20 protein-coding genes, 1 tRNA gene and 2 pseudogenes are annotated in these 19,616 nt (G+C 60.5%); 14 read left to right on the forward strand and 9 right to left on the reverse strand.

The genetic code is table 11. The features are described 5' to 3' along the window. From flgA to flhA, 5 genes are all read left to right on the forward strand, one after another. The coding region (flgA, locus tag EOS_RS26470; RefSeq protein ID WP_047895154.1) for a flagellar basal body P-ring formation chaperone FlgA at positions 1–221 on the forward strand (221 nt) is incomplete at its 5' end. Positions 222–411: 190 nt separating this feature from the next. Next, the gene (gene flgM, locus EOS_RS26475; RefSeq protein WP_047895155.1) at positions 412–741 is read left to right on the forward strand and encodes a flagellar biosynthesis anti-sigma factor FlgM; all 330 of its coding nucleotides are present in this window, start codon (positions 412–414) and stop codon (positions 739–741) included. A gap of 161 nt (positions 742–902) precedes the next feature. Continuing rightward, positions 903–1,346: a flagella synthesis protein FlgN gene (locus EOS_RS26480; RefSeq protein ID WP_047895156.1), complete on the forward strand. Its 444-nt coding sequence runs from the start codon at positions 903–905 to the stop codon at positions 1,344–1,346. 226 nt (positions 1,347–1,572) lie between these two features. After that, positions 1,573–2,793: a flagellar biosynthesis protein FlhB gene (gene flhB, locus EOS_RS26485; protein ID WP_047895157.1), complete on the forward strand. Its 1,221-nt coding sequence runs from the start codon at positions 1,573–1,575 to the stop codon at positions 2,791–2,793. Further along, positions 2,790–4,892: a flagellar biosynthesis protein FlhA gene (gene flhA, locus EOS_RS26490; RefSeq protein WP_047895158.1), complete on the forward strand. Its 2,103-nt coding sequence runs from the start codon at positions 2,790–2,792 to the stop codon at positions 4,890–4,892. Before flhB ends, flhA begins: the two co-directional genes overlap by 4 nt. A 58-nt stretch (positions 4,893–4,950) precedes the next feature. Here the strand turns inward: flhA and EOS_RS49340 are convergent. Together EOS_RS49340 and EOS_RS26495 are read right to left on the reverse strand one after the other, a co-directional pair. Next, positions 4,951–5,268, reverse strand: a pseudogene (locus EOS_RS49340) (oxamate carbamoyltransferase subunit AllH family protein); the annotation flags it as partial. Positions 5,269–5,693: 425 nt separating this feature from the next. Further along, positions 5,694–6,377: a cysteine hydrolase family protein gene (locus EOS_RS26495; RefSeq protein WP_326972951.1), complete on the reverse strand. Its 684-nt coding sequence runs from the start codon at positions 6,375–6,377 to the stop codon at positions 5,694–5,696. Positions 6,378–7,045: 668 nt separating this feature from the next. Between EOS_RS26495 and flhF the strand changes: the two genes are divergently transcribed. Genes flhF through EOS_RS26510 form a run of 3 tightly spaced genes read left to right on the forward strand, consistent with a single transcriptional unit; the run spans position 7,046 to position 10,442 of the window. Further along, a complete protein-coding gene (gene flhF, locus EOS_RS26500; protein WP_047895159.1) occupies positions 7,046–8,755 on the forward strand; it encodes a flagellar biosynthesis protein FlhF in 1,710 nt (569 codons plus the stop codon). After that, positions 8,748–9,680 carry a MinD/ParA family ATP-binding protein gene (locus EOS_RS26505; RefSeq protein WP_082163534.1) on the forward strand — a complete coding sequence of 311 codons (933 nt, stop codon included), beginning with the start codon at positions 8,748–8,750 and terminating at the stop codon, positions 9,678–9,680. The genes flhF and EOS_RS26505 overlap by 8 nt, the downstream gene beginning before the upstream one ends. A gap of 30 nt (positions 9,681–9,710) precedes the next feature. Then, positions 9,711–10,442 carry an RNA polymerase sigma factor FliA gene (locus EOS_RS26510; RefSeq protein WP_047895160.1) on the forward strand — a complete coding sequence of 244 codons (732 nt, stop codon included), beginning with the start codon at positions 9,711–9,713 and terminating at the stop codon, positions 10,440–10,442. Positions 10,443–10,463: 21 nt separating this feature from the next. Here EOS_RS26510 and EOS_RS26515 read toward each other — a convergent pair whose 3' ends face one another. Next, positions 10,464–11,555 (reverse strand): GGDEF domain-containing protein, encoded by a 1,092-nt coding sequence (locus EOS_RS26515; protein ID WP_047895161.1) that lies wholly within the window; start codon positions 11,553–11,555, stop codon positions 10,464–10,466. A 269-nt stretch (positions 11,556–11,824) separates the two neighbouring features. Here EOS_RS26515 and EOS_RS26520 point away from each other — a divergent pair, with 269 nt between their 5' ends. Continuing rightward, positions 11,825–12,916 (forward strand): aromatic ring-hydroxylating oxygenase subunit alpha, encoded by a 1,092-nt coding sequence (locus EOS_RS26520; protein ID WP_235442977.1) that lies wholly within the window; start codon positions 11,825–11,827, stop codon positions 12,914–12,916. A 24-nt stretch (positions 12,917–12,940) separates the two neighbouring features. On the opposite strand, the gene EOS_RS26525 is transcribed toward EOS_RS26520, so the two are convergent. Next, on the reverse strand, positions 12,941–13,345 hold the full coding sequence (locus tag EOS_RS26525; protein ID WP_047895163.1) for a HipA domain-containing protein: 405 nt from the start codon (positions 13,343–13,345) through the stop codon (positions 12,941–12,943). A 195-nt stretch (positions 13,346–13,540) separates the two neighbouring features. On the opposite strand from EOS_RS26525, the gene EOS_RS49545 reads away from it, so the two are divergent. Both EOS_RS49545 and EOS_RS26535 read left to right on the forward strand, forming a co-directional pair. Continuing rightward, on the forward strand, positions 13,541–13,948 hold the full coding sequence (locus EOS_RS49545; RefSeq protein WP_047895164.1) for a GFA family protein: 408 nt from the start codon (positions 13,541–13,543) through the stop codon (positions 13,946–13,948). 263 nt (positions 13,949–14,211) lie between these two features. Continuing rightward, the gene (locus tag EOS_RS26535) at positions 14,212–14,607 is read left to right on the forward strand and encodes a GNAT family N-acetyltransferase (RefSeq protein WP_200908711.1); all 396 of its coding nucleotides are present in this window, start codon (positions 14,212–14,214) and stop codon (positions 14,605–14,607) included. A gap of 433 nt (positions 14,608–15,040) precedes the next feature. On the opposite strand, the gene EOS_RS26540 is transcribed toward EOS_RS26535, so the two are convergent. From EOS_RS26540 to EOS_RS26555, 4 genes are all read right to left on the reverse strand, one after another. After that, a complete protein-coding gene (locus EOS_RS26540) occupies positions 15,041–15,703 on the reverse strand; it encodes a dihydrofolate reductase family protein (RefSeq protein ID WP_047895170.1) in 663 nt (220 codons plus the stop codon). A gap of 264 nt (positions 15,704–15,967) precedes the next feature. Beyond that, positions 15,968–16,222: a hypothetical protein gene (locus EOS_RS47170; RefSeq protein ID WP_047895166.1), complete on the reverse strand. Its 255-nt coding sequence runs from the start codon at positions 16,220–16,222 to the stop codon at positions 15,968–15,970. A 51-nt stretch (positions 16,223–16,273) separates the two neighbouring features. Then, complete coding sequence (locus tag EOS_RS26550) at positions 16,274–16,591, reverse strand: hypothetical protein (RefSeq protein WP_047895171.1); 318 nt, start codon at positions 16,589–16,591, stop codon at positions 16,274–16,276. A gap of 98 nt (positions 16,592–16,689) precedes the next feature. Next, positions 16,690–17,592 (reverse strand): LysR family transcriptional regulator, encoded by a 903-nt coding sequence (locus EOS_RS26555; protein WP_047895167.1) that lies wholly within the window; start codon positions 17,590–17,592, stop codon positions 16,690–16,692. Positions 17,593–17,699: 107 nt separating this feature from the next. On the opposite strand from EOS_RS26555, the pseudogene EOS_RS48805 reads away from it, so the two are divergent. Then, positions 17,700–18,014, forward strand: a pseudogene (locus EOS_RS48805) (SDR family NAD(P)-dependent oxidoreductase); the annotation flags it as partial. Between the two features lie 79 nt (positions 18,015–18,093). Further along, positions 18,094–18,429 carry an SDR family oxidoreductase gene (locus tag EOS_RS48810; protein ID WP_268760357.1) on the forward strand — a complete coding sequence of 112 codons (336 nt, stop codon included), beginning with the start codon at positions 18,094–18,096 and terminating at the stop codon, positions 18,427–18,429. A gap of 273 nt (positions 18,430–18,702) precedes the next feature. Here EOS_RS48810 and EOS_RS26565 read toward each other — a convergent pair. Next, positions 18,703–18,778 (reverse strand) — tRNA-Arg (locus EOS_RS26565). 322 nt (positions 18,779–19,100) lie between these two features. On the opposite strand from EOS_RS26565, the gene EOS_RS26570 reads away from it, so the two are divergent. Beyond that, the coding region (locus tag EOS_RS26570; RefSeq protein ID WP_047895168.1) for a c-type cytochrome at positions 19,101–19,616 on the forward strand (516 nt) is incomplete at its 3' end.

The following is a 19,616-nucleotide window of genomic DNA, read 5'->3' on the forward strand; positions in this document are numbered from 1 at the left end:
CGGGCCTGCCGCTGCGCACCGACATGCTGCGCGGCGCGGGCGCCGTCGTGATCGGCCAGACCGTACACGTAGTGACAAACGGCGCGGGCTTTTCGATATCGGCCGAAGGCAGCGCCATGAATAACGCCGCGCCCGGTCAGCAGGTCCGTGTCAAAACAGCCGGGGGACAGATCATTTCCGGCGTCGTGAAGGACGCCTCGACGGTGGAGATCCAGCTTTGAAAAACAACCCGCAGACCGCCTATGTGGGTTATCCCTCACTTGTTTCAAATTGTTGCAATTCCTTATCCGGCTTGCCTGGTAAGGCTGAGCGGGAAATGAGACTGACGGGCGCGGGTTCCGGGCGGCAGGAAGGTTAAAGTTTTTACGTGGGTCCGCCGATAAAGGGATCACATCGTCAGGGAAGACCATCGTGAAAATCGATTCCAGCAACACTACTCAGCTCGCAGCTTTGCAAGAAGCTGCACAACAACGCACGGCGCAAGCCGACGCGCAAGGCACCAGCACGACCGGCAGCAGCACCGCCAGCACCGGCGGTTCGAATTCGACGGTGAGCTTGTCGGCGTTATCGACGGATTTGCGCACCTCGGGCACCTCGGACATCGATACGGCGAAAGTCGCGTCGATCAAGGCCTCGCTGAACAACGGCAGCTACAAGGTCGATTCGGGCGCGGTCGCCAACGGCATGCTCAGCAGCGCACATGAATTGATGCAAACGCGTACCCCGCCGGCCGGCGGCTGAACATAACGGCTACGTATTGCAGGCGACGCCCAGAGCGAGCCAGCGACACGTGGAAGGTAAGTTTCAGATAGACGCATCGTTTCGACGATGCAGCGCCGGGCGGCTTTTTTTCGACCTTGGTACCGCTATGAAAGCGGGCCGGTGTTTTTAACGAGTCGCCCATGAAAGACGCCCTGCTTGCCACTGTTATCGACGAAACCGCTGCCGTTCAGGCGTTCGAGTCGCTCCTTGCCCACGAAGGGAAAGCGCTCACCGCGGCCTCGCCGCTCGATACGCTGCCTTCGATCATCGAACAAAAAACCGCCTTGACCGAGCAGCTTGCCGCGCTGGAACGCCAGCGCGACGAGCAACTTGGCGCGCTCGGCTTGCCGAAGGGTTTTGTCGGCATGGAGCAAGCCGTCACCGGCAACGAAGCGTTGAGCGCCCATTGGCAGGAATTGCTGGCGGCGGCGGGGCGTGCGCGGCGTGGCAATAACGACATCGGCGTGCTGATCCGCTCGCGCATGGAATACAACCGCAATGCACTCGCTGCGCTGACCCTGGCTCCGCCCAAGTCGGCCTTCTATGGTCCCGATGGCCGCGTGCCGGGGATTTACGGGGTGTAGATTCATCGATGCAATGCGCTGCACTGCGCGCCGGTTCCTGCCAAGGACCGGCGCGTTTTTAGTTTGGCGCCGCCGCATTGGCTTCACGCCCGCCCCATCGCCCGAATTACCGCCGTTTCTCCACCCTGATCAAGCGATGGCCGCTTACTGCTTTTCGTAATAATCGCTTCACTGGATCAATGCGTCAGGCCTTCGCCGAAAGCCCGCAGGATCGGAGTGAAGCGAAGTGGCAGAAGAGAGCGACGTCGAAAAGACCGAATCAGCCACTCCCAAGCGCATCGAAAAGGCGCGGGAGGAAGGCCAAGTCGCGCGCTCGCGGGAACTCACGTCGTTCGCATTGTTAGCGGCCGGATTCTTTGGCATCTGGGGCCTGTCCGGTCCTATCAGCCAGCACATGCAGGCCATCTTGCGCGGCGCATTCACGTTCAATCACAACACCGTCCTCGATACCAACCAGATGCTGATCGGCGCAGCCGCTGCCGGCAAGGAAGGTTTCATGGCCTTGCTTCCGGTGCTCGCACTGACGGGCCTGGCCGCCATATGCGCGCCAATGGCGCTCGGCGGCTGGCTGCTCAGCACCAAACCGATGGCGCCCAATTTCAGCCGGCTGAACCCCATCAGCGGCCTTGGCAAGATCTTCTCGTCGCAAGGGCCGATCGCGCTCGGCATGTCGATCCTCAAGACGCTCGTGGTCGGTGGGCTTGCCGGCTGGGCGATGTGGACCCGCAAGGACGAAGTGCTCGGCCTCCTCACGAAGCCGCTCGACCTCGCACTCGCCGACGCCATGCATCTGCTCATCGTGTGCTGCGGCATGGCGATCGCCGGATTGTTTGTCGTTGCCGCGCTCGACGTCCCCTACCAGCTCTGGACGCACGCCAAGAAGCTGCGGATGAGCAAGGAAGAAGTGAAACGCGAGCATCGTGAAAGCGATGGCGATCCAGCAGTGAAGGCCCGCATTCGTGCGCAGCAGCGCGCCGCGGCGCGGCGCCGGATGATGACCGCGGTGCCGACCGCCGACGTGATCGTCACCAACCCGACCCACTTCGCCGTTGCGCTGAAATATGCCGACGGCGAAATGCGCGCGCCGAAGGTTGTCGCGAAGGGCGTGAACCTCGTCGCCACGCGTATTCGCGAACTGGCGCTCGAACACAACGTGCCGCTGCTCGAAGCGCCGCCGCTTGCACGGGCGCTGTATCACAACGTGGACATCGACCGCGAGATTCCGGGCGCGCTGTATGGCGCCGTCGCGCAGGTGCTGGCGTGGGTGTATCAGTTACGCAAGTTCAAGAAAGACGGCGGCACGAAGCCGGATGAACCCGAGAACCTCGAGGTTCCTCCCGAGCTCGACAAAGGCAGCGTCCCGGAAGCCGAAGCCGATCAGGAAGCCGCCGAAGCGCTCGCGGAAGAACCACCCGGAAATGACCCGATGAAAGGAAGCACAGCATGAACGCGCGCGCCGGATTTTTCTCCAAGCGCCCCGACGCACTGGGATCGCAGAATTTACGGGCCCTCGCCGGGCCGGTGCTGATCTGCATGATCCTCGGCATGATGATCTTGCCGTTGCCGGCCTTTTTGCTCGACTTGCTGTTCACGTTCAACATCGCGCTGTCCGTGATGGTGCTGCTGGTCAGCATGTACACGCAAAAACCGCTCGACTTCGCCGCGTTCCCAAGCGTGCTGCTGTTCTCCACGCTGCTGCGTTTGTCGCTGAACGTGGCCTCCACGCGGATCGTGCTGCTCGAGGGCCATACCGGTCCCGACGCCGCCGGCCAGGTGATCGAATCCTTTGGCCACTTCCTGGTGGGCGGGAATTTCGCGGTTGGTATCGTTGTGTTCGTGATCCTGATGATCATCAACTTCATGGTGATCACGAAGGGCGCGGGGCGGATCGCCGAAGTCGGCGCGCGCTTCACCCTCGACGCCATGCCGGGCAAGCAGATGGCTATCGATGCCGACCTGAACGCCGGCCTCATCAACGAAGATCAGGCCCGCAAGCGCCGCTTGCAGGTCGCGCAGGAAGCGGAGTTCTACGGCTCCATGGACGGCGCGAGCAAGTTCGTGCGCGGCGACGCAATCGCGGGCTTGATGATCATGGTGATCAACATCGTGGGCGGCTTGATTGTCGGGATGCTCCAGCACGACATGGACTTCGCGCACGCCGCCACGAACTACACGTTGCTGACCATCGGCGATGGCCTCGTCGCGCAGATTCCTTCGCTGATCATTTCGACGGCTGCGGGCGTGATCGTGTCGCGGGTGGCGACCGAAGAGGACATCGGCACGCAGTTGACCGGGCAGTTATTCAACAATCCGCGCGTGTTGATGATTACGGGCGTGATCATCGGGATCATGGGGTTGATTCCCGGTATGCCGCATTTTGCGTTCTTGCTGCTGGGCGGCGGCCTGGTGTACGCCGCGCGTTCGATGAACCAGCGCATCCTGGCAAAGAAGAAAGCGGGCACGGTGACCGACCTTGTGCCCACTGCCGCTGCACCCATCGAAAATACGGAAGCGAGCTGGGACGATGTCGCGATGATCGATCCGTTGGGGCTCGAGGTGGGGTATCGGCTGATACCGCTGGTCGACCGGAACGCCGACGGCGAGTTGTTGAAACGGATCAAGGGCATTCGCAAGAAGTTCGCGCAGGAAATTGGTTTCTTGCCGCCGGTGATCCATATCCGCGACAACCTGGAATTGCGTCCGAACGGTTATCGGATTGCGCTGAAGGGCGTGGAGGTGGGCGTTGGGGAAGCATTTCCTGGCCAGTGGCTTGCAATCAACCCGGGCCAGGTCTCGGCGGCCTTGCCGGGAAATCCGACACAAGATCCGGCGTTTGGTTTGCCGGCGGTGTGGATCGATACGAACTTGCGTGAACAGGCGCAGGTGTATGGCTACACCGTTGTCGATGCAAGCACCGTGGTGGCGACCCACCTCAACCATCTGGTCGTGACGCACGCCGCGGAATTGCTGGGCCGCCAGGAAGTCCAGGCGTTGCTGGAGCGCGTCGGGAAGGACACGCCTTCGTTGATTGACGATCTGGTGCCAAAGACGCTGGCGCTGACCACCTTGCAGAAGGTTCTGCAGAACTTGCTGGAGGAAGGCGTTCCGATCCGCGACATGCGCACGATCCTGGACGCGTTGCAGGAACATGCGCCGAAGATAGCGGATGCATACGACCTGACGGCGGCGGTGCGTTTGTCCCTGGGCCGGGCGATTACGCAGCAGTGGTATCCGGGCAGCGGAGAGCTGCAGGTGATGGGACTGGACCCGGCGCTAGAGCGGGTGTTGTCGCAGGCATTGGCGACCGGTGCGAATCCCGGACTGGAACCCGGCTTGGCGCAGACATTATTAAACTCGACGCAAAACGCAATCGCGCGTCAGCAGAACATAGGATTGCCGCCGGTACTTTTGGTCCAGCACTCGTTGCGAGCGATGCTCGCCCGGTTCCTGAGAAGGAGCTTGCCGCAGTTGAAGGTGCTGTCCTACGCGGAAGTCCCTGACACGAGAAACATAAAGGTCGTGAATCTGATTGGCGCGCAAGGGTAAAGCGTCCGCTCATTTGCTCCTGCGCTACTTTCTCAAGCGTGCTGATCCCGTGCAAAAAACCGGCAAGACACTCGGCCCCGGATGACGATCCGCACTGCATGACGCCGATTGCGGCGAACGCCACATCCGCCGGCGGCTTGGCGCTGATCAGCATGGTCGTCAAATGATCGACGGATTGCGAATAGTGCCCGTGCAACACAAGGCTCAGATAGTGGCGGCCGATACCCGTGGTCCGATGAAGCTGATTTCTTATCGCCGGGCGCAATAGCTTCAGGTGCGCGGCTACAGGCGCCCTGTGCTGCCAAGGCCACAACGCCGCGAGATAACCGAACAGGTAATCGTCGCCGGCGGGCGTCAGCCCCGAGCCGTACCCCATCAGCTCCGATACACCTCCTTCCAGCTCCACGCTCGCATCGCCGGGGTTCAGGCGGGGCACGCGTCCGATCGACGGCCCGCCAGGCAGCAACTGCTAACTGCTGCGCACCTCTCGCTGCAGACAATACTGGGACAACTGGCCAGCCAGCGCCGGATAAGCCGCCTGCACAGCGTTCAACGCATGGCCATCATGTATTCTTGGCGCCCCCGGCCGCCAGCACGGCGCGCGGCTCAGATCCGCACGCCATAGCGCGCCGCGCAACTCGTTGTTCTCCAGCGTGATGGGCTGGCGTGATGGGCTGCCGCGAGTACGACTGATGGCTCCAATCCCAGCCCGGAGGGGTTTCGAGCCGAATGGCCGTCGGCAGGTTCTGACAACGCGGGCTGAGCAAGGTCAGCAACTCGCCGCCTGCCGATGAGACAGATTCAACGCATGCTGAAAGCGGCTGTGGACCCAGAACCGCAGCGTCTCGCGCGGCCCATGTTCCGCCAGGTAACCGATCGAGCACACGGTAAAGGTGATAAGTCGCATCCCGGGTCCAGGCGGCATCCGCCGCGCAAGCCGTCGACAATAGCCGCGGCGTCGCTCACCCAGCCCGACATCGCGCCCTGCGCCCTGATCATGTCGATTGCGGACTTCTGGAATTCGGGGAAATACGAACCGACGCAATCCGCCGGGATAATGCATTCGTCGCCACGGTCATTGGCTTCGCGAACGGTGGTGGACACGCTGGCCTCGGTGCTCACGCCGCAGACAATGAGCGTTCTGATCGAGTGGTTTTGCAGAATCAAGTGCAAGTCGGTTTCATGGAACGCGCCCTTGCCGGGTTTATCGATAATGGGCACACCTAGCGCCGGATAAAGCTCGGGAATGATGTCGTGGCCCGCTTCGCCGCGAATCAGAACGCGGCCCATGGGACCGTCGGCACCAATAAATGTCTTGCCGCCGCGCGTCAGTTTCGAAGGCGGACAATCGGCCAGATCGGCACGGTAGCCCTCGCGCGTGTGAATGACCAGCAGCTTCGAATCGCGCGCTGCTTTCAACACCTTCCAGCTTGAGACAATCGCGCCGCGCACCAGAGAGACGTTGTTTCCCAATGCCTCACCCAATCCCCCGGCTCGACAAAATCGCGTTGCATGTCGATTATGACCAGTGCGCTCCTTTGCTCGTCGAATGGTAACGAAAAAGGGTCCGCGCGAAACAGTTTTTGAAGCATTCTGGTGTTCCTTGATTAATCTTGCGACGTGAAACGATTATTTCAATATCGCAAATTATTTGACTTTTCTTCGAATTATTATATGGATCTTCTCCTCCATTCACGACAGATATTTCATTGATTCACGCATTGTTCATTCATTTTCGTTTTGTGTGAAAATCATTTCTAAAACTCAAACAAATTAATTATCCATAATTCACCGACACCATTTTTCTCAACAATAAAGCGGAATACGAAATAATCGGCCGGACGCTGAAACCGGATAACAAGGCGGGAGTTGAAACGCTTCAAGAAGTCTTCGCTTACCGCTGCACCATTCAGAAACATTCGGCACCACAATCATCTGACGTTTGCACCACCGACCATTCTCCCGGGGGCGCCCGTCCTCCGCCTCCAGCATCGATCTCGCGAATTACCCCGCTTTCCCGGCTCTTATCAGCCGATGGCCTGCCAACGACCCTTGCAATAATTCATTCACAGGAAAACGGTACGTCGCCCAAGACGTGGCGCAACCGGTCAACCGCAACAGATCAACGTGAGTGCAAGCTCATCGGGGGGTAAATGAACATCCGCAAATTCATCGGTGCCACGAGTCGCGAAGCGTTCCGGCTCGTCCGTGAGGCACTGGGCCCCGATGCGGTGGTGTTGTCGAACCGGGTAACGGAAGACGGCAGCGTCGAGATCGTGGCGGTTGCGGACGGCGATCTTGCGAAAATCTCTCCGAAAGCGGCCGCTCAGCACCGCGAGATGAAGCTGAGGGCATCGACCGGAAACCAGTCGCCGTCACAGTCCGCGTCACAGTCCCACCCACAGCCCCACTCGCAGTCCCATTCGAATGCCAACCCGTACGCCAGCGGCGATGTCTTTTCGTCGGTGTTCGGCGCGGCTCCCGAGCCGCTGGACGACTTGCAACCCGACGAACAGCCGGACGACACCTCGCGCACGATGGCCGAATCGAATCCCTGGCTGATCGAGCACGCGCGCCGGGTGGTGCAATCGGCGGCCGAGGGTGCGCCGCAACGTGCGCTGAACGCATCGACGGCAATTGCGAAGGGAATGGGCAGTCCCGTGCCCGTCACGCTGCAAGACCCGGCGGAAGCCCTCGGATGGACCCGCGAAGCAGCCCAGGCCGTTGCCCGCCGCGCGGAACAAAAGATCGCGCAACTGCAGACGCAAACCCAGCCGCCGGCAGCGCAGAGCGCCAGCTCGATGCAGGAAGGCGCATTCGCGGGCCTGCCGGCATCGGCGGCTGCCGCAGTCACTGAAGCCATCCGAGTGCGCATGGAGCAAGTCGTGAACGACACCGTCATGCATGAACTTTCGTCGATGCGCGGCATGATGGAAGAGCACTTCGCCGGCTTGCTGTGGGGCGATCGCCAGCGCCGCAGCCCCAATCACGCCGCGTTGACCAAGCGCCTGTTCGCCGCCGGTTTCTCGGCGCAACTGGTCCGCATGGTGATCGACAACATGCCGGAGATCGAACACGCCGAAGCGTCGATGCAATGGGTCCAGCAAGTGCTCGAGAACAACCTGCCCGTCATGGACAGCGAAGAATCGATGATGAACCGCGGCGGCGTATTCGCGCTGATGGGCCCAACGGGCGTGGGCAAGACCACGACCACCGCCAAGCTCGCCGCACGCTGCGTGATGCGCTTCGGCGCCAGCAAGGTCGCGCTGCTCACCACCGACAGCTACCGGATCGGCGCGCACGAACAGCTGCGCATTTTCGGCAAGATCCTCGGGGTATCGGTGCATGCAGTGAAAGACGCGGCCGACCTGCAACTCGCGCTCTCCGAACTGCGCAATAAACACATCGTGCTGATCGACACCATCGGCATGAGCCAGCGCGACCGTACCGTCTCCGACCACATCGCGATGCTCTGCGGCGCCGGTCACCCCGTGCAGCGCCTGCTGCTGCTGAACGCAACCAGCCACGGCGATACCTTGAACGAAGTCGTGCAGGCGTACCAGAGCACGCCGGACCAGCCGCCGCTCGCGGGCTGCATCCTGACCAAGCTCGACGAAGCCACGAATCTGGGCGGCGTGCTCGACACCGTGATCCGCTACAAGCTGCCGGTGCATTACGTATCGACGGGTCAGAAAGTGCCGGAAAACCTGTACGTTGCGACCAAGCGCTTCCTGATTAAAAGCGCGTTTTGCATCCCGCGCGACGGCTCGCCATTCGTGCCGCAAGACGACGACGTGCCGCCGCTCCTGTCCGCGCTCTCCGCGCGCGCCTCCACCGAACTGCACGAGGTTCACTTTGGATAAGTTCGTGTCCGATCAGGCTGAAGGCTTGCGCCGTCTGCTGACACGCAACGGCTCTCGGGTCGTCGCGGTGTGCGGCGCCCCGGCAGGTGGACTAGGGGGAACCGGCAATACGGCGACGGTCGTCAATCTGGCCGCCGCCCTCGCCGCGCAAGGCAAGGACGTGCTGGTCATCGATGAACGCCAGAACGAGATGTCGGCGAGCCGGCTCGCCAAGGTGCCCGCCACCGGCGCACTGGCCGCCGTGTTGTCCGGCAAGCGCTTTTTACAGGATGCCGTCACGCGTACGCCGTTCGGCTTTTCGGTCATCGCCGCACCTCGTGACGAACGCATCAGCCAGGATGCCGCGCATTGCCGGGTGCTGCTCGACGGTCCCGCCGATGTCGTCATTATCGATACTCAACTGGATCGCAGCGGCGCGCTGTCTTCACTGGCAGCGCAGGCGCACGACTTCGTGATCGTGACGCGCGTAGCGCCCGCCGCGATCACCGAGGCGTACGCCTGCATCAAGCGCCTGCACTACGCGCATGCCATCGGGCGGTTCCGGGTTGTCGTGAATCACGTGAAGAACGGCGCCGACGCGCAAATCGCCTTCGACAACCTCGCGGGCGTCGCAAGCCGCTACCTCGCGGTGCAGCTCATGCCGGCAGGTTGCGTGGCCGAAGATCCGCGCGTGGCGCGGGCGCACGAGCTGTCGCGCTGCGCAGTGGAAGCCTTTCCGGCGACGGCCGCCGCCCGGGATTATCGGCAGATTGCCGCCGAATTGCAGTACTGGCCGATGCCGCAAGCGTCGCAATTTGAATGGCCCGTGCAATCCGTGCGAACGGAGACGCAGCACGGGTTGGAGCGTTCGATCAACTCCGGCGCGGTACGCCGCGCCGAAACGCCATTGATGCAGCTTGCGATGAGCAGCCCCGCGTCCGTGTGATGCCGCAAGAGAAGGAACAAGGTGAATGCGATGTATAACGCCCAGGGAAAACTGTCACAGTCCGAGGTTCTTACCCGCTACGCGCCGCTGGTGCGCCGGCTCGGGCTGCAGCTCGTCGCGAAGATGCCCGCCAGCGTCGATCTCGACGACCTGATCCAGGCCGGCATGATCGGCTTGCTGGATGCGGCGAGCCGCTATAAGGAAGATCAGGGCGCGCAATTCGAGACCTACGCCAGCCAGCGGATTCGCGGCGCGATGCTCGACGAGCTGCGCGCCAACGACTGGCTGCCGCGCAGCATGCGCAAGACATCGCGCGAAGTGGAATCGGCGGTGCACAAGGTCGAGCAGCATCTCGGCCGGTCGGCCAGCGAACAGGAAATTGCCGAGCATCTCAACATGCCGCTCGGTGAATATCAGACCATGCTGCAGGATCTGCATGGCAGCCAGTTGATCTACTACGAAGACTTCGACCGCTCTTCCGATGACGAGCCGTTTCTCGACCGTTATTGCGTCGACAAAGCCGATCCGCTTTCCGCGTTGCTTGACGGCAGCTTGCGCTCGGCGCTGGTGGATGCCATCGATAAATTGCCCGAGCGCGAAAAGCTGCTGATGAGCCTGTATTACGAGAAAGGCTTGAATCTGCGTGAAATAGGCGCGGTGATGGAAGTCAGCGAATCGCGTGTGTGCCAGTTGCATAGCCAGGCCGTCGCGCGGCTGCGGGCGAAGTTGCGGGAGCAGGCGTGGTCGGGCGTGGAGGCTTGAAGTCCTGCGCTTGAGAGTGGATCAGGTATCGAAATCCGCGCTTTCGGCGAAGACCGTCTGGCCTTTGCCGAGCGCCTTCGCGCGATACATCGCGCGATCGGCGGCGCGCATCAGCACGGCAATATCGGTATAACCCGGCGTGAGGTCCGGCGAAATCAGGCACGCGCCAATGCTCGCCGATACATTCACCACCCGGTCCTGCACCGACGTCATTTCCGCCAGCACCGCGTGCACGCTGTTTGCCACCGTCTGCACGGCGCCGGCTCCCGTCACGTGGCGCGCCAGCACGACGAATTCATCGCCGCCGAGCCGCGCGACCGTATCGGTGGTCCGCACCCTTCTCACGAGCAGCGCCGCGAACGTTTGCAGCACGGCGTCGCCGACTTCGTGGCCGAAGGTGTCGTTGACCTCCTTGAAACCATCGAGATCGATCAGCAGCAGCGCGGTCGCGCCTTCCTGTCCCGTCGATATCGCCATCACCGCCCGGCCGATGGTCTGCTCCAGCATGTAGCGGTTGCTCAGCCCCGTGAGCGGGTCGGTGCCCGCCTTGAGCGCGAGGTCGCGGTTCGCGCTGCCGAGCCGGCCGATCATCACGCCGAGATACACCGACGCCCCGAGCACGCTCAAGCCGATCCCGAGCGCCGCTGAGCGGTTGAGCATCCACCATGGTTGCAAGACGGACAACGCGACGATCCCTACCAGGGCCGTTCCACACGACAGCGCCAGCGCGCGCTTGCCGTAGCGTCCGCCTGCGCCGATCAGAAAAAGGAAGACGGCCCAGAGCATGGGCAGCGCGAACGCTCCGCCGGCGCCGAGGACGACGGCGAGGAGCGCCTGATCCGCGACGGTCGTGAACGCGAGGCGCAGATTCGACTGCCGCGGCATTCTGCTGATGATTAGCCGGGTCGCGACGCCGTAGATCAGATAGAGCGCGAGCGCGTGGAAGCTGGCGATGACGGCGGGCGTTGAACCGGACCATGCAAGCGTGCCGTAGACGGCCAGTGCGAGACCGCCCAGTATGACTCTCAGCGTCGCCTGCTCTTTTTCCGGGTCGAGATTAGGGGACCACACATAACCGCGCGGCCGCTGCACGGGGTCATTCGTCTGCCCCATTCTGAGTCTCCCTGATCCTGATAGTGATTCCTGAAGTCCCGATCGACGCCGCGTTTTCTGCAGTGACTGCGTAGTGCAGAATTGCAATCGTACTGCGTCGTTGAAAAGTGGCTGAAAACCGCACTATCCGGCGGCTGGGTGGCAAATTGGTATTCAGCGGATTCAGCGGGGCGCCGAGTTTTGGCGGCTTGCGTTTCGGCGTGGCGTGGAGGTAGCGTTTCGTGTTGTTTTTTTAATCGTCATTTACTACGCGGGCCTATTGCCACTCGATGCGACCCTTCGAACCTGCTGCTTCTTCCTCTTCTTCTAACGACATGAGCGACGCGTTCAGCACTTCTGGTGCCGCGCCCGATGCTGCTTTGCTTGGCGAATGGCTGCCTATATGTAATAGCGCCGATGTGTCCGCCGGGCAGTCGCGCGGGTTTGTCGTGGCGGGTGAACGGCTGGTGGTCTGGCGCCACGCGTCGGAGGCTGGCAATGACGCGGGCGCTTCCGATACTTCCACCGATGTCCACGTCTGGCGCGATGTCTGTCCGCATCGCGGGGCGCAATTATCGTTGGGCACGGTGACGGACGGTTGGCTGGCGTGTCCTTATCACGGCTGGCGCTACGATGCCGACGGCCAGTGCATCCACATTCCTGCCAATCCATCGATACGACCCGCGAAGCGCGCGTGCGCTCGGACGTATCGCGTGGAGGAGAAATACGGCCTGGTGTGGACATGTCTCGGCGAGCCTTCGCGTCCGCTCGATGTCTTTCCGGAGTACGACACGCCCGGCGCGCGCAGGATCAATCTCGCGGCACAGACGGTGCGTTCATCGGCACCGCGCGTGGTGGAAAATTTCCTCGATATGGCGCACTTCCCGTTCGTGCACACCGGCATTCTCGGCGACACATCGCATGCTGAAGTGCAGGATTACGAAGTAATTGAAACGGATGGCGGGCTGGAGGCCAGGCAGTGCCGTTTCTGGCAGCCGGCTGGGTTGCCGGGACAGGAAGGTGCGGATATCGAGTATGTGTATCGCGTGAAACGGCCTCTGGTGGCGAGTTTGTCGAAGGTTGCGCAGCGCGGTGAAGGCGCGTTGCATTTGTTGCTGGTGGCGTCGCCGGTGAGTGAAACGGAGACGCGGGCGTGGCTGGTGTCGGTGTTCGAGGATGAACTCATGCACTCCGATCAGGAGCTGTACGACTTCAATATGCGGATATTGATGCAGGACACGCCGATTGTGGAGTCGCAATGGCCGAAGCGGTTACCGCTCGATCCGAATGCTGAATTGCATCAGGTGTGTGATCGGCTCTCGGTGGGGTATCGGCGATATTTGATGGGGCGGGGGTTTGGGTATGGGACGGTTGGGGCGTAGTGAGTCGGCCGCTTGTAACGTGCACTAATGATCGACGCGGGCAAAGACCGGTTCCATACGCTGTATTTCCTGACGCGATAATTTCAGTCGGGCCGCCTCGTCGCGCCACGTTGAGACCACTTTCCGGATGTCCGCGACGACCTGTTTGGCCTCACCTTCGGTCAGCCGATAAAACGCCGCCGTCTCAAGCACAGCGTTCATATCAGGCGCAGCGCTTTTCCCGTCAATGCTCAACGTATGCTCCAGCTTGCTTGCACTCGGGTTCATATCGAACGCGGGAGACAGCCGCCAGCCGGTCGGCTCTCGTATACATCCACGATTGCGCAGATGGTCGTCGCGATTTCCAATCAGCACGTTGAACACCAGCCGCCTCTCGGCTTTCTCTAAAGCGGCCGTTCGCCTGGCCGTGTTGAACTGCAACGGATCCATGCCGACGACTCATTTGCCCCTAAGCTAGAACGATATTCCCACCTGTTGACGTACGGGTTGGTCCCAATTGGTGCGAGGCAACGCGCAGCGTTGCCCATGCCTGATCGAAATGCTAGCCTTTAGCAGCGCTCGATATTCCCCTTGGCTGACAAACCCGAATCATGCTGAGCGCATCTCAATCCATAGGAGCGCTCAATGCTGCGGACATATCGAGGAGGTTGCCATTGCCAATCAGTGAGGTTCGAAGCTCAGATTGATTTCAGCCAGGGCACAGTGAGATGCAACTGCACCTTCTGTAGCAAAGTGCGGCTCTGGCTCGTCAATGTTCGCCCAGAGGCGTTGCGTCTTCTTTCCGATGAAAATGCACTGATGGTATATCGGGGCAAAAACCCGGTTGCACATCATCCGTTCTGCAAGCGGTGCGGCGTCCACGTATTTGATCGCATTGATATGCCAAACGAAACTGGATTCCCATACATTAATATCAACATCATGTGCGTCGATGACCTTGACGTTGACGAAGCGTTGAGTGCACCGATTGTCTACGTGAATGGCCTGCAAAACGATTGGGGCAATCCGCCATCGGAAACCCGGCATCTTTGATTCTGTCAGTGTCAACGATTCACGCAACGATTCACGCAGAGATGTCGACCGACCGGTTGTGGCCGGCTTCTGTCTAACACGATTTCCTTCATCGAGGCCTGTTCGATGTCTGCCAGCACGCGTGGTGGCACACTCACATTCCTGGAGAGGATGGCAGGCATCGAACAACCCGATAAACAGCGCGGTCCAATAAGCTCCGTTATGAGCTGCTAATGAGATATCCGGCGACAATTCGAAGGGCGATTGGCGGAGACGCCAATTCTTTGACCGCATTGATGCGTTCATCTACAGCATATGTTGGGCATTATGCGCAGATATTGGCGTCCTACGAAGTGACGCCCGCGCAGATTGCGAAGGACGAGGTCTTCGTCGTCGAGCATGAAATCGGCATTTTGGGCTTCTACAGTTTAGTCACCGCGCCCGTAGCGGAACTAGACTTGCTGTTCGTCTCCGACGCAGCACAAGGTAAAAGTGTGGGCAAGTTTCTCTTTCAGCATATGTGCGCGCATGCCCAGGTGATCGGAGCGACGAAGGTTCTCATCGTATCCCACCCACCATCAGTCGGATTTTACCAACGCATGGGCGCTCGAATTACCGGAACCAAACCTTCGTCCGCCTCTGTTCCCTGGGACCGGCCGGTCCTTCACATGTGGCTATGATTGCAAGTTGCCGATTGGACATTTATTTTCGCGTTCTCAGCCAGTGGCCACTGGCAGTCTCACGCGACCTTCCCCGGTCGACCCACAGCGGTCATAGCCGTTTCCCGATACCTGCCACGTAGAGGTAACGGGGTCCCCGCCACCGGTGCTTCAAATCGAAGTGCAGCGCCTGCTGGCGATTCCCCGTTGGCCGCCGGGTTGTGGGTGGCCACGGAGGCTGCCGCACGCGTCGCACGTATTTGTTTTTGCCATTCCTGGACCGGTGCCCGGACCCGATTGCAGAGATGCGTCCATCGCGATGATCTGCCGTGGGCGTTTTCTCGTAATGCGACCGCGGAATCGAGCAAGAACATTGGCGCCTCAATCAAAGAAAAACCCACAACGTTCCGGTTGCAGCGGACGGCGCGGCAGCGCCGTCCGCTGCAACCGGTTGTTAGGCGTCATTGTGCCCTTGGCGCCGGAGTACAACATGGGTGGCTTTCTCCGACGCAACGAACTGAACGCATTCGTATCCAAGAGCGCGCGCGTCAATCCCCTCGAACAGTCGCTCTCCCCGGCCCAGCAGGACCGGCGAGATAGCGACGTGCAGCTCATCAATGAGGCCCGCACGAAGATATTGCTGGATAGTGTCAGGTCCGCCGCCAATGCGCACATCCATACCGTTGGCGGCGTCGCGCGCCCGGTCAAGCGCCTCGTGAATACCGCCCGTGACGAAGTAGAATGTCGTTCCGCCTTCCATCTGGATGGGCGGGCGCGCGTGATGAGTCAAGATGAAAGTTGGAACGTGATAGGGTGGGTTGTCTCCCCACCAGCCTTTCCAGTTCATGTCGGGCCAGGAACCGCGAATCGGTCCGAACATGTTTCTTCCGAGAATCCAGGCGCCAACATTCTTGAAGCCCCGCGCAGCGAAGTCGTCATCGATCCCCGTTGTGCCACCGTCGGCGCCAAATAGGGTCCGTTGGAACGTGCGTGTCGGAACTAACCACTGGTGCAAATCTGTGCCGCCCACGCCGAGCGGATTCCTGATGTCCTGATTCGGACCAGCTCCGTATCCGTCAAGCGAGATGGTAAAGCCCTCAACTCGGACCCGTGTCATTTTCATGCCTTCCTTTCGATTGACGCCTAACGTAATGTCAACCGCAAGACCTGCGGCTTATATATCGGTCACTGCGGTATACATTGACCATAAGGATCCTAAAAAAATGCCTTATCAGCTTGTTCTTCGGCGTTCACTGAAAAAATTCAGCTAAATAAAACGCCTGTGAAACCCCGCACTCAACAACGCGCACATGAAAAACCTCGACTGAGCACCTCAGGGCGTGATGCGGACCTTCGGACTCGCCGCAAGCGGCCACTCAACTTACTCGACGGCACGCTGTATGTGGCTGATTAAGGCCGCCAAGTCTGAGTTATCGCCCCACATGTCGAGTTCTCGGGTTGCGATCAAACTCATCGTGAGCGGCCCCTGTTTAGGCTCCGACGGTTCTCCGATGACCTGTGCGCGACACCACATAAGTTGACGATGAATGCTGTGCATGTTGGCACCGCCACCGGTCATCAATACTTCAACATCGGACAAGGCGGAGTTAGTTTTCTGTAGGAGTTCCGCATTCATTGTTTTCGGTCACAGACCCGGACGGGCGTCACTGTAGATGGCTGCCAGTAATTAGTTCGAGATATTTTCGCGTATGGATGTGAAATTCCGCGGCTCCCAATATCCACCGCTACCGTGGTACGTCTCGGCATGTAACCAGAACTCCTCGCCACAATGCAGACAGCGGAAATGATACTCGACGAAATCGTCCCACGCGCCACCGTTCGCGAGTTCGCTAAAGGTGATAGAGCAAAGCATCGGGTCGGCAACGACTTCGACGAGCGTCTTGTCCGCGATATTTTGTGCGGCGATCTGTATCGCATTCCGCAACTCGCGAGGATGGTGAATCGAATAACGCACGCACCAATCAGAGCATTGCTCACAGGTCACCCACATCTCCCTAGAAAATGGTTAGACGCCTCACGGTCTGCTAATCCATTCACACACGGCCTGCGAGAACAGCCAAAGCGCTTCCGACTGACTCGCGGTTACTCCGTTTCCGGACCGAATCGGGCAACCACGAAGGCGATGAAACTGGCAAGCTTGGCCGTCAGCTTGCGTTCCGGCAGGTAGACAAGATGCACCGGATATACCGGCGCAGGCGTGTCGGCAAGCAATCGGATCAGTTTTCCGGCGGCAATATCCTGCTCTACCAGCAACTCCGGCTGGAGAATGATGCCGAGACCGGCGAGCGCCGCTTCACCCAGGGCCATGCCGCCGCCGCTGATATCGAGGCGGCCTGGTACACGCACAGTCTGTTCCGAACCGTCGGCGAGGGTGAAGCGCCAATTGCGTTCCGGGCCGCCGGCAAATCCGATCGCGAGGCAGTGATGCCTTTCCAGATCCTTAGGCGTTGCTGGCGTTCCGTGCCGTGAAAGATACGCGGGCGACGCGCAGACAATGAGTCGCGAGGGTGCCAGCGATCGCGCGATCAGATTCGGATCCCGCAGGGCGCCGACGCGGATCGCCACTTCAAAGCCCTCATCGGCGAGATCGACGAACCGGTCGGTCAGCGCCAACTCCACATGAACTTCCGGGTTGGACTCGAGATAGTCGCTCATCGCGGGCGCAAGTTTAAAGGTGCCATACATCACCGGCACGCTCACGCGCAGGCGACCGCGCGGCCGTGCGCGGATGTCGCGGGCATCGCCTTCCGCCGCCTGAAGCTGCGCCAGAATGCTTATGCACTGTTCGTAGTAGCCGCGGCCCGTGTCGGTCAAGCTTTGCCGCCGTGTGGTGCGGTTGAGCAGGCGCGCGCCGAGCCGATCTTCGAGCGCGCGGATGTGATTTCCGACCATGGTCGCTGTCATGCCGCTGCCTTCTGCGGCGGCGGCAAAGCTGCCGCGCTCGACGACCCGCACGAAGACCGACATGCTGACGAAACGATCCATTCAGAAGCGCCAGTTATGAGTGTGAGAAATAAATGATCGTTTATCAAGTTCACCAGTGTAATCACAATTCGAGTCACGCCATGTGGCGCAACTGATAAAGGGTAGACATGGGCAGTGATCTGCAAGACAAGAAAGTCGTGATACTGGGCGGTACATCCGGCATCGGATTTGCCACCGCGCGTGCAGCGCTGGCGCAGGGGGCGACGGTCGTTGTGTCGTCCTCACGTGAGCATAAAGTTGCGGCGGCTGTCACCGCGCTTGGCCCGGGTGCGGATGGCCAGGTCGCTGACCTGAACAACGCCAGTTCGGTGAGTCGATTGTTTGCGGAGATCGGCAGCTTCGATCATCTGGTCTATACAGCTGGCGAAAGTCTGCAACTCGGCGAACTCGCGAGTACGGACATCAACGCGGTACGCAAGGCGTTCGACGTGCGTATGTTTGGCGCGATGGCCGCAGTGAAAACAGCAGCACCTAATATTCATTCGGCAGGGTGGATCGATCGTGCTCACCAGCGGCACCGCCGGTGCGCGGCCGATGAAAGGATGGACGACTGTCGCAAGCATTTGCGGTGCGATGGAAGCCCTCACGCGTGCCCTCGCGGTCGAGCTTGCGCCGCTGCGCGTCAATATTGTCAGCCCAGGTCTGGTGCGCACGCCGCTGTGGTCAAATGTTCCGGAGAGCGATCGTGAAGCGATGTACTTGTACGCCGGTTCGAGGTTACCGGTCGGGCGTGCCGGCGAGGCCGATGATATTGCCCAGACGTACGTCTATCTGATGAACAACGGGTTCGTGACCGGGCAGACGATCGTGACCGATGGTGGCGGCGTCTTGGCCTGAGAGCATTCCCGGATCCAGGTGGCATGTGACTAGCATTGCCGCGCTGTGCCGCCTGGTAACGACATCACGATTCCCGTCATCCAGTCGGTGAGCTGTCCCATGGTGTACCCCAAAAGCGAAATTGAGGAAAAACCATTTTGGGGGACACCGCCGGGTACATGCAAACGCCGGACTTTACGGGAATGCTTTGGCTTTCCCCGGACGCAAATTTCCCGCAACGCCTTGTCTGGCAAGTGTTTTCAGGATTTCAGGGGATTTCTGAGGAAAACTGGATGGTGCGCCCGGCTGGGATCGAACCAGCAACCCCTGCCTTCGGAGGGCAGTACTCTATCCATTGAGCTACGGGCGCGTATGAGCGGGGGCACCGCGTTCCATATACAAAACAATGGAGGCAGGGCCGCTGCGAGTCCGAAACAATACCTGTTTTCCGCCGATTCGTCCACCGCAAGGACCAGGCCACCCGATAACCGAGCCCTCGAACGCCCTCGCCAGAATCGCCGAAATCCGGGTTAACACGCGCTGCGACAGGCCTCGCCGGGCACGCCGCCACGTAAACGTTCCGTCTATAATCGACCGTGCTGGTGAAAACGATCACGAACACCCCAGAAAGTCGTTGTTGCTGTCACGCTGTTGCTGAACCGACTCACAAATAAAAGGGAGACGAGACGAGCATGAGTGAAGCACCCCACGGAGTCCCGATCAAAACGCCCGGCCAACTCATTGCGGCAATCGTCGCCGGGTTTGCCATTCCGATCGTCGTGATCGTCCTGCTGGCCGTCTACGTCAATAACTCGACGCGCACCGGCGCCGGCACCGATTCCCTCTCCGACACAGCCGTCGCCGCCCGCATCGCCCCGGTGGCGCAAGTCGACATACGCGACGCCAACGCCCCGCACGTGTACAAGACCGGCGAAGAAGTCTTCAAGGCCGTCTGCACGACCTGCCACACGGCAGGCGTAGCCGGCGCACCCAAGTTCGGCAACGCCGGCGACTGGGCGCCGCGCATCGCGCAAGGCTACGACACCCTGCTCCACAACGCGCTCACCGGCAAAGGCGCCATGCCCGCACGCGGCGGCACCAGCCCCGACGACTATAGCGACTTCGAAATCGCCCGGGCAGTCGTCTATATGGCCAACGACGGCGGCGCAAAATTCGCCGAACCCGCGCAACCGGCGCCGGGCGCGGCA

It is taken from the genome of Caballeronia mineralivorans PML1(12) (assembly GCF_001028175.1).
Classification (GTDB): Bacteria; Pseudomonadota; Gammaproteobacteria; order Burkholderiales; family Burkholderiaceae; genus Caballeronia; species Caballeronia mineralivorans.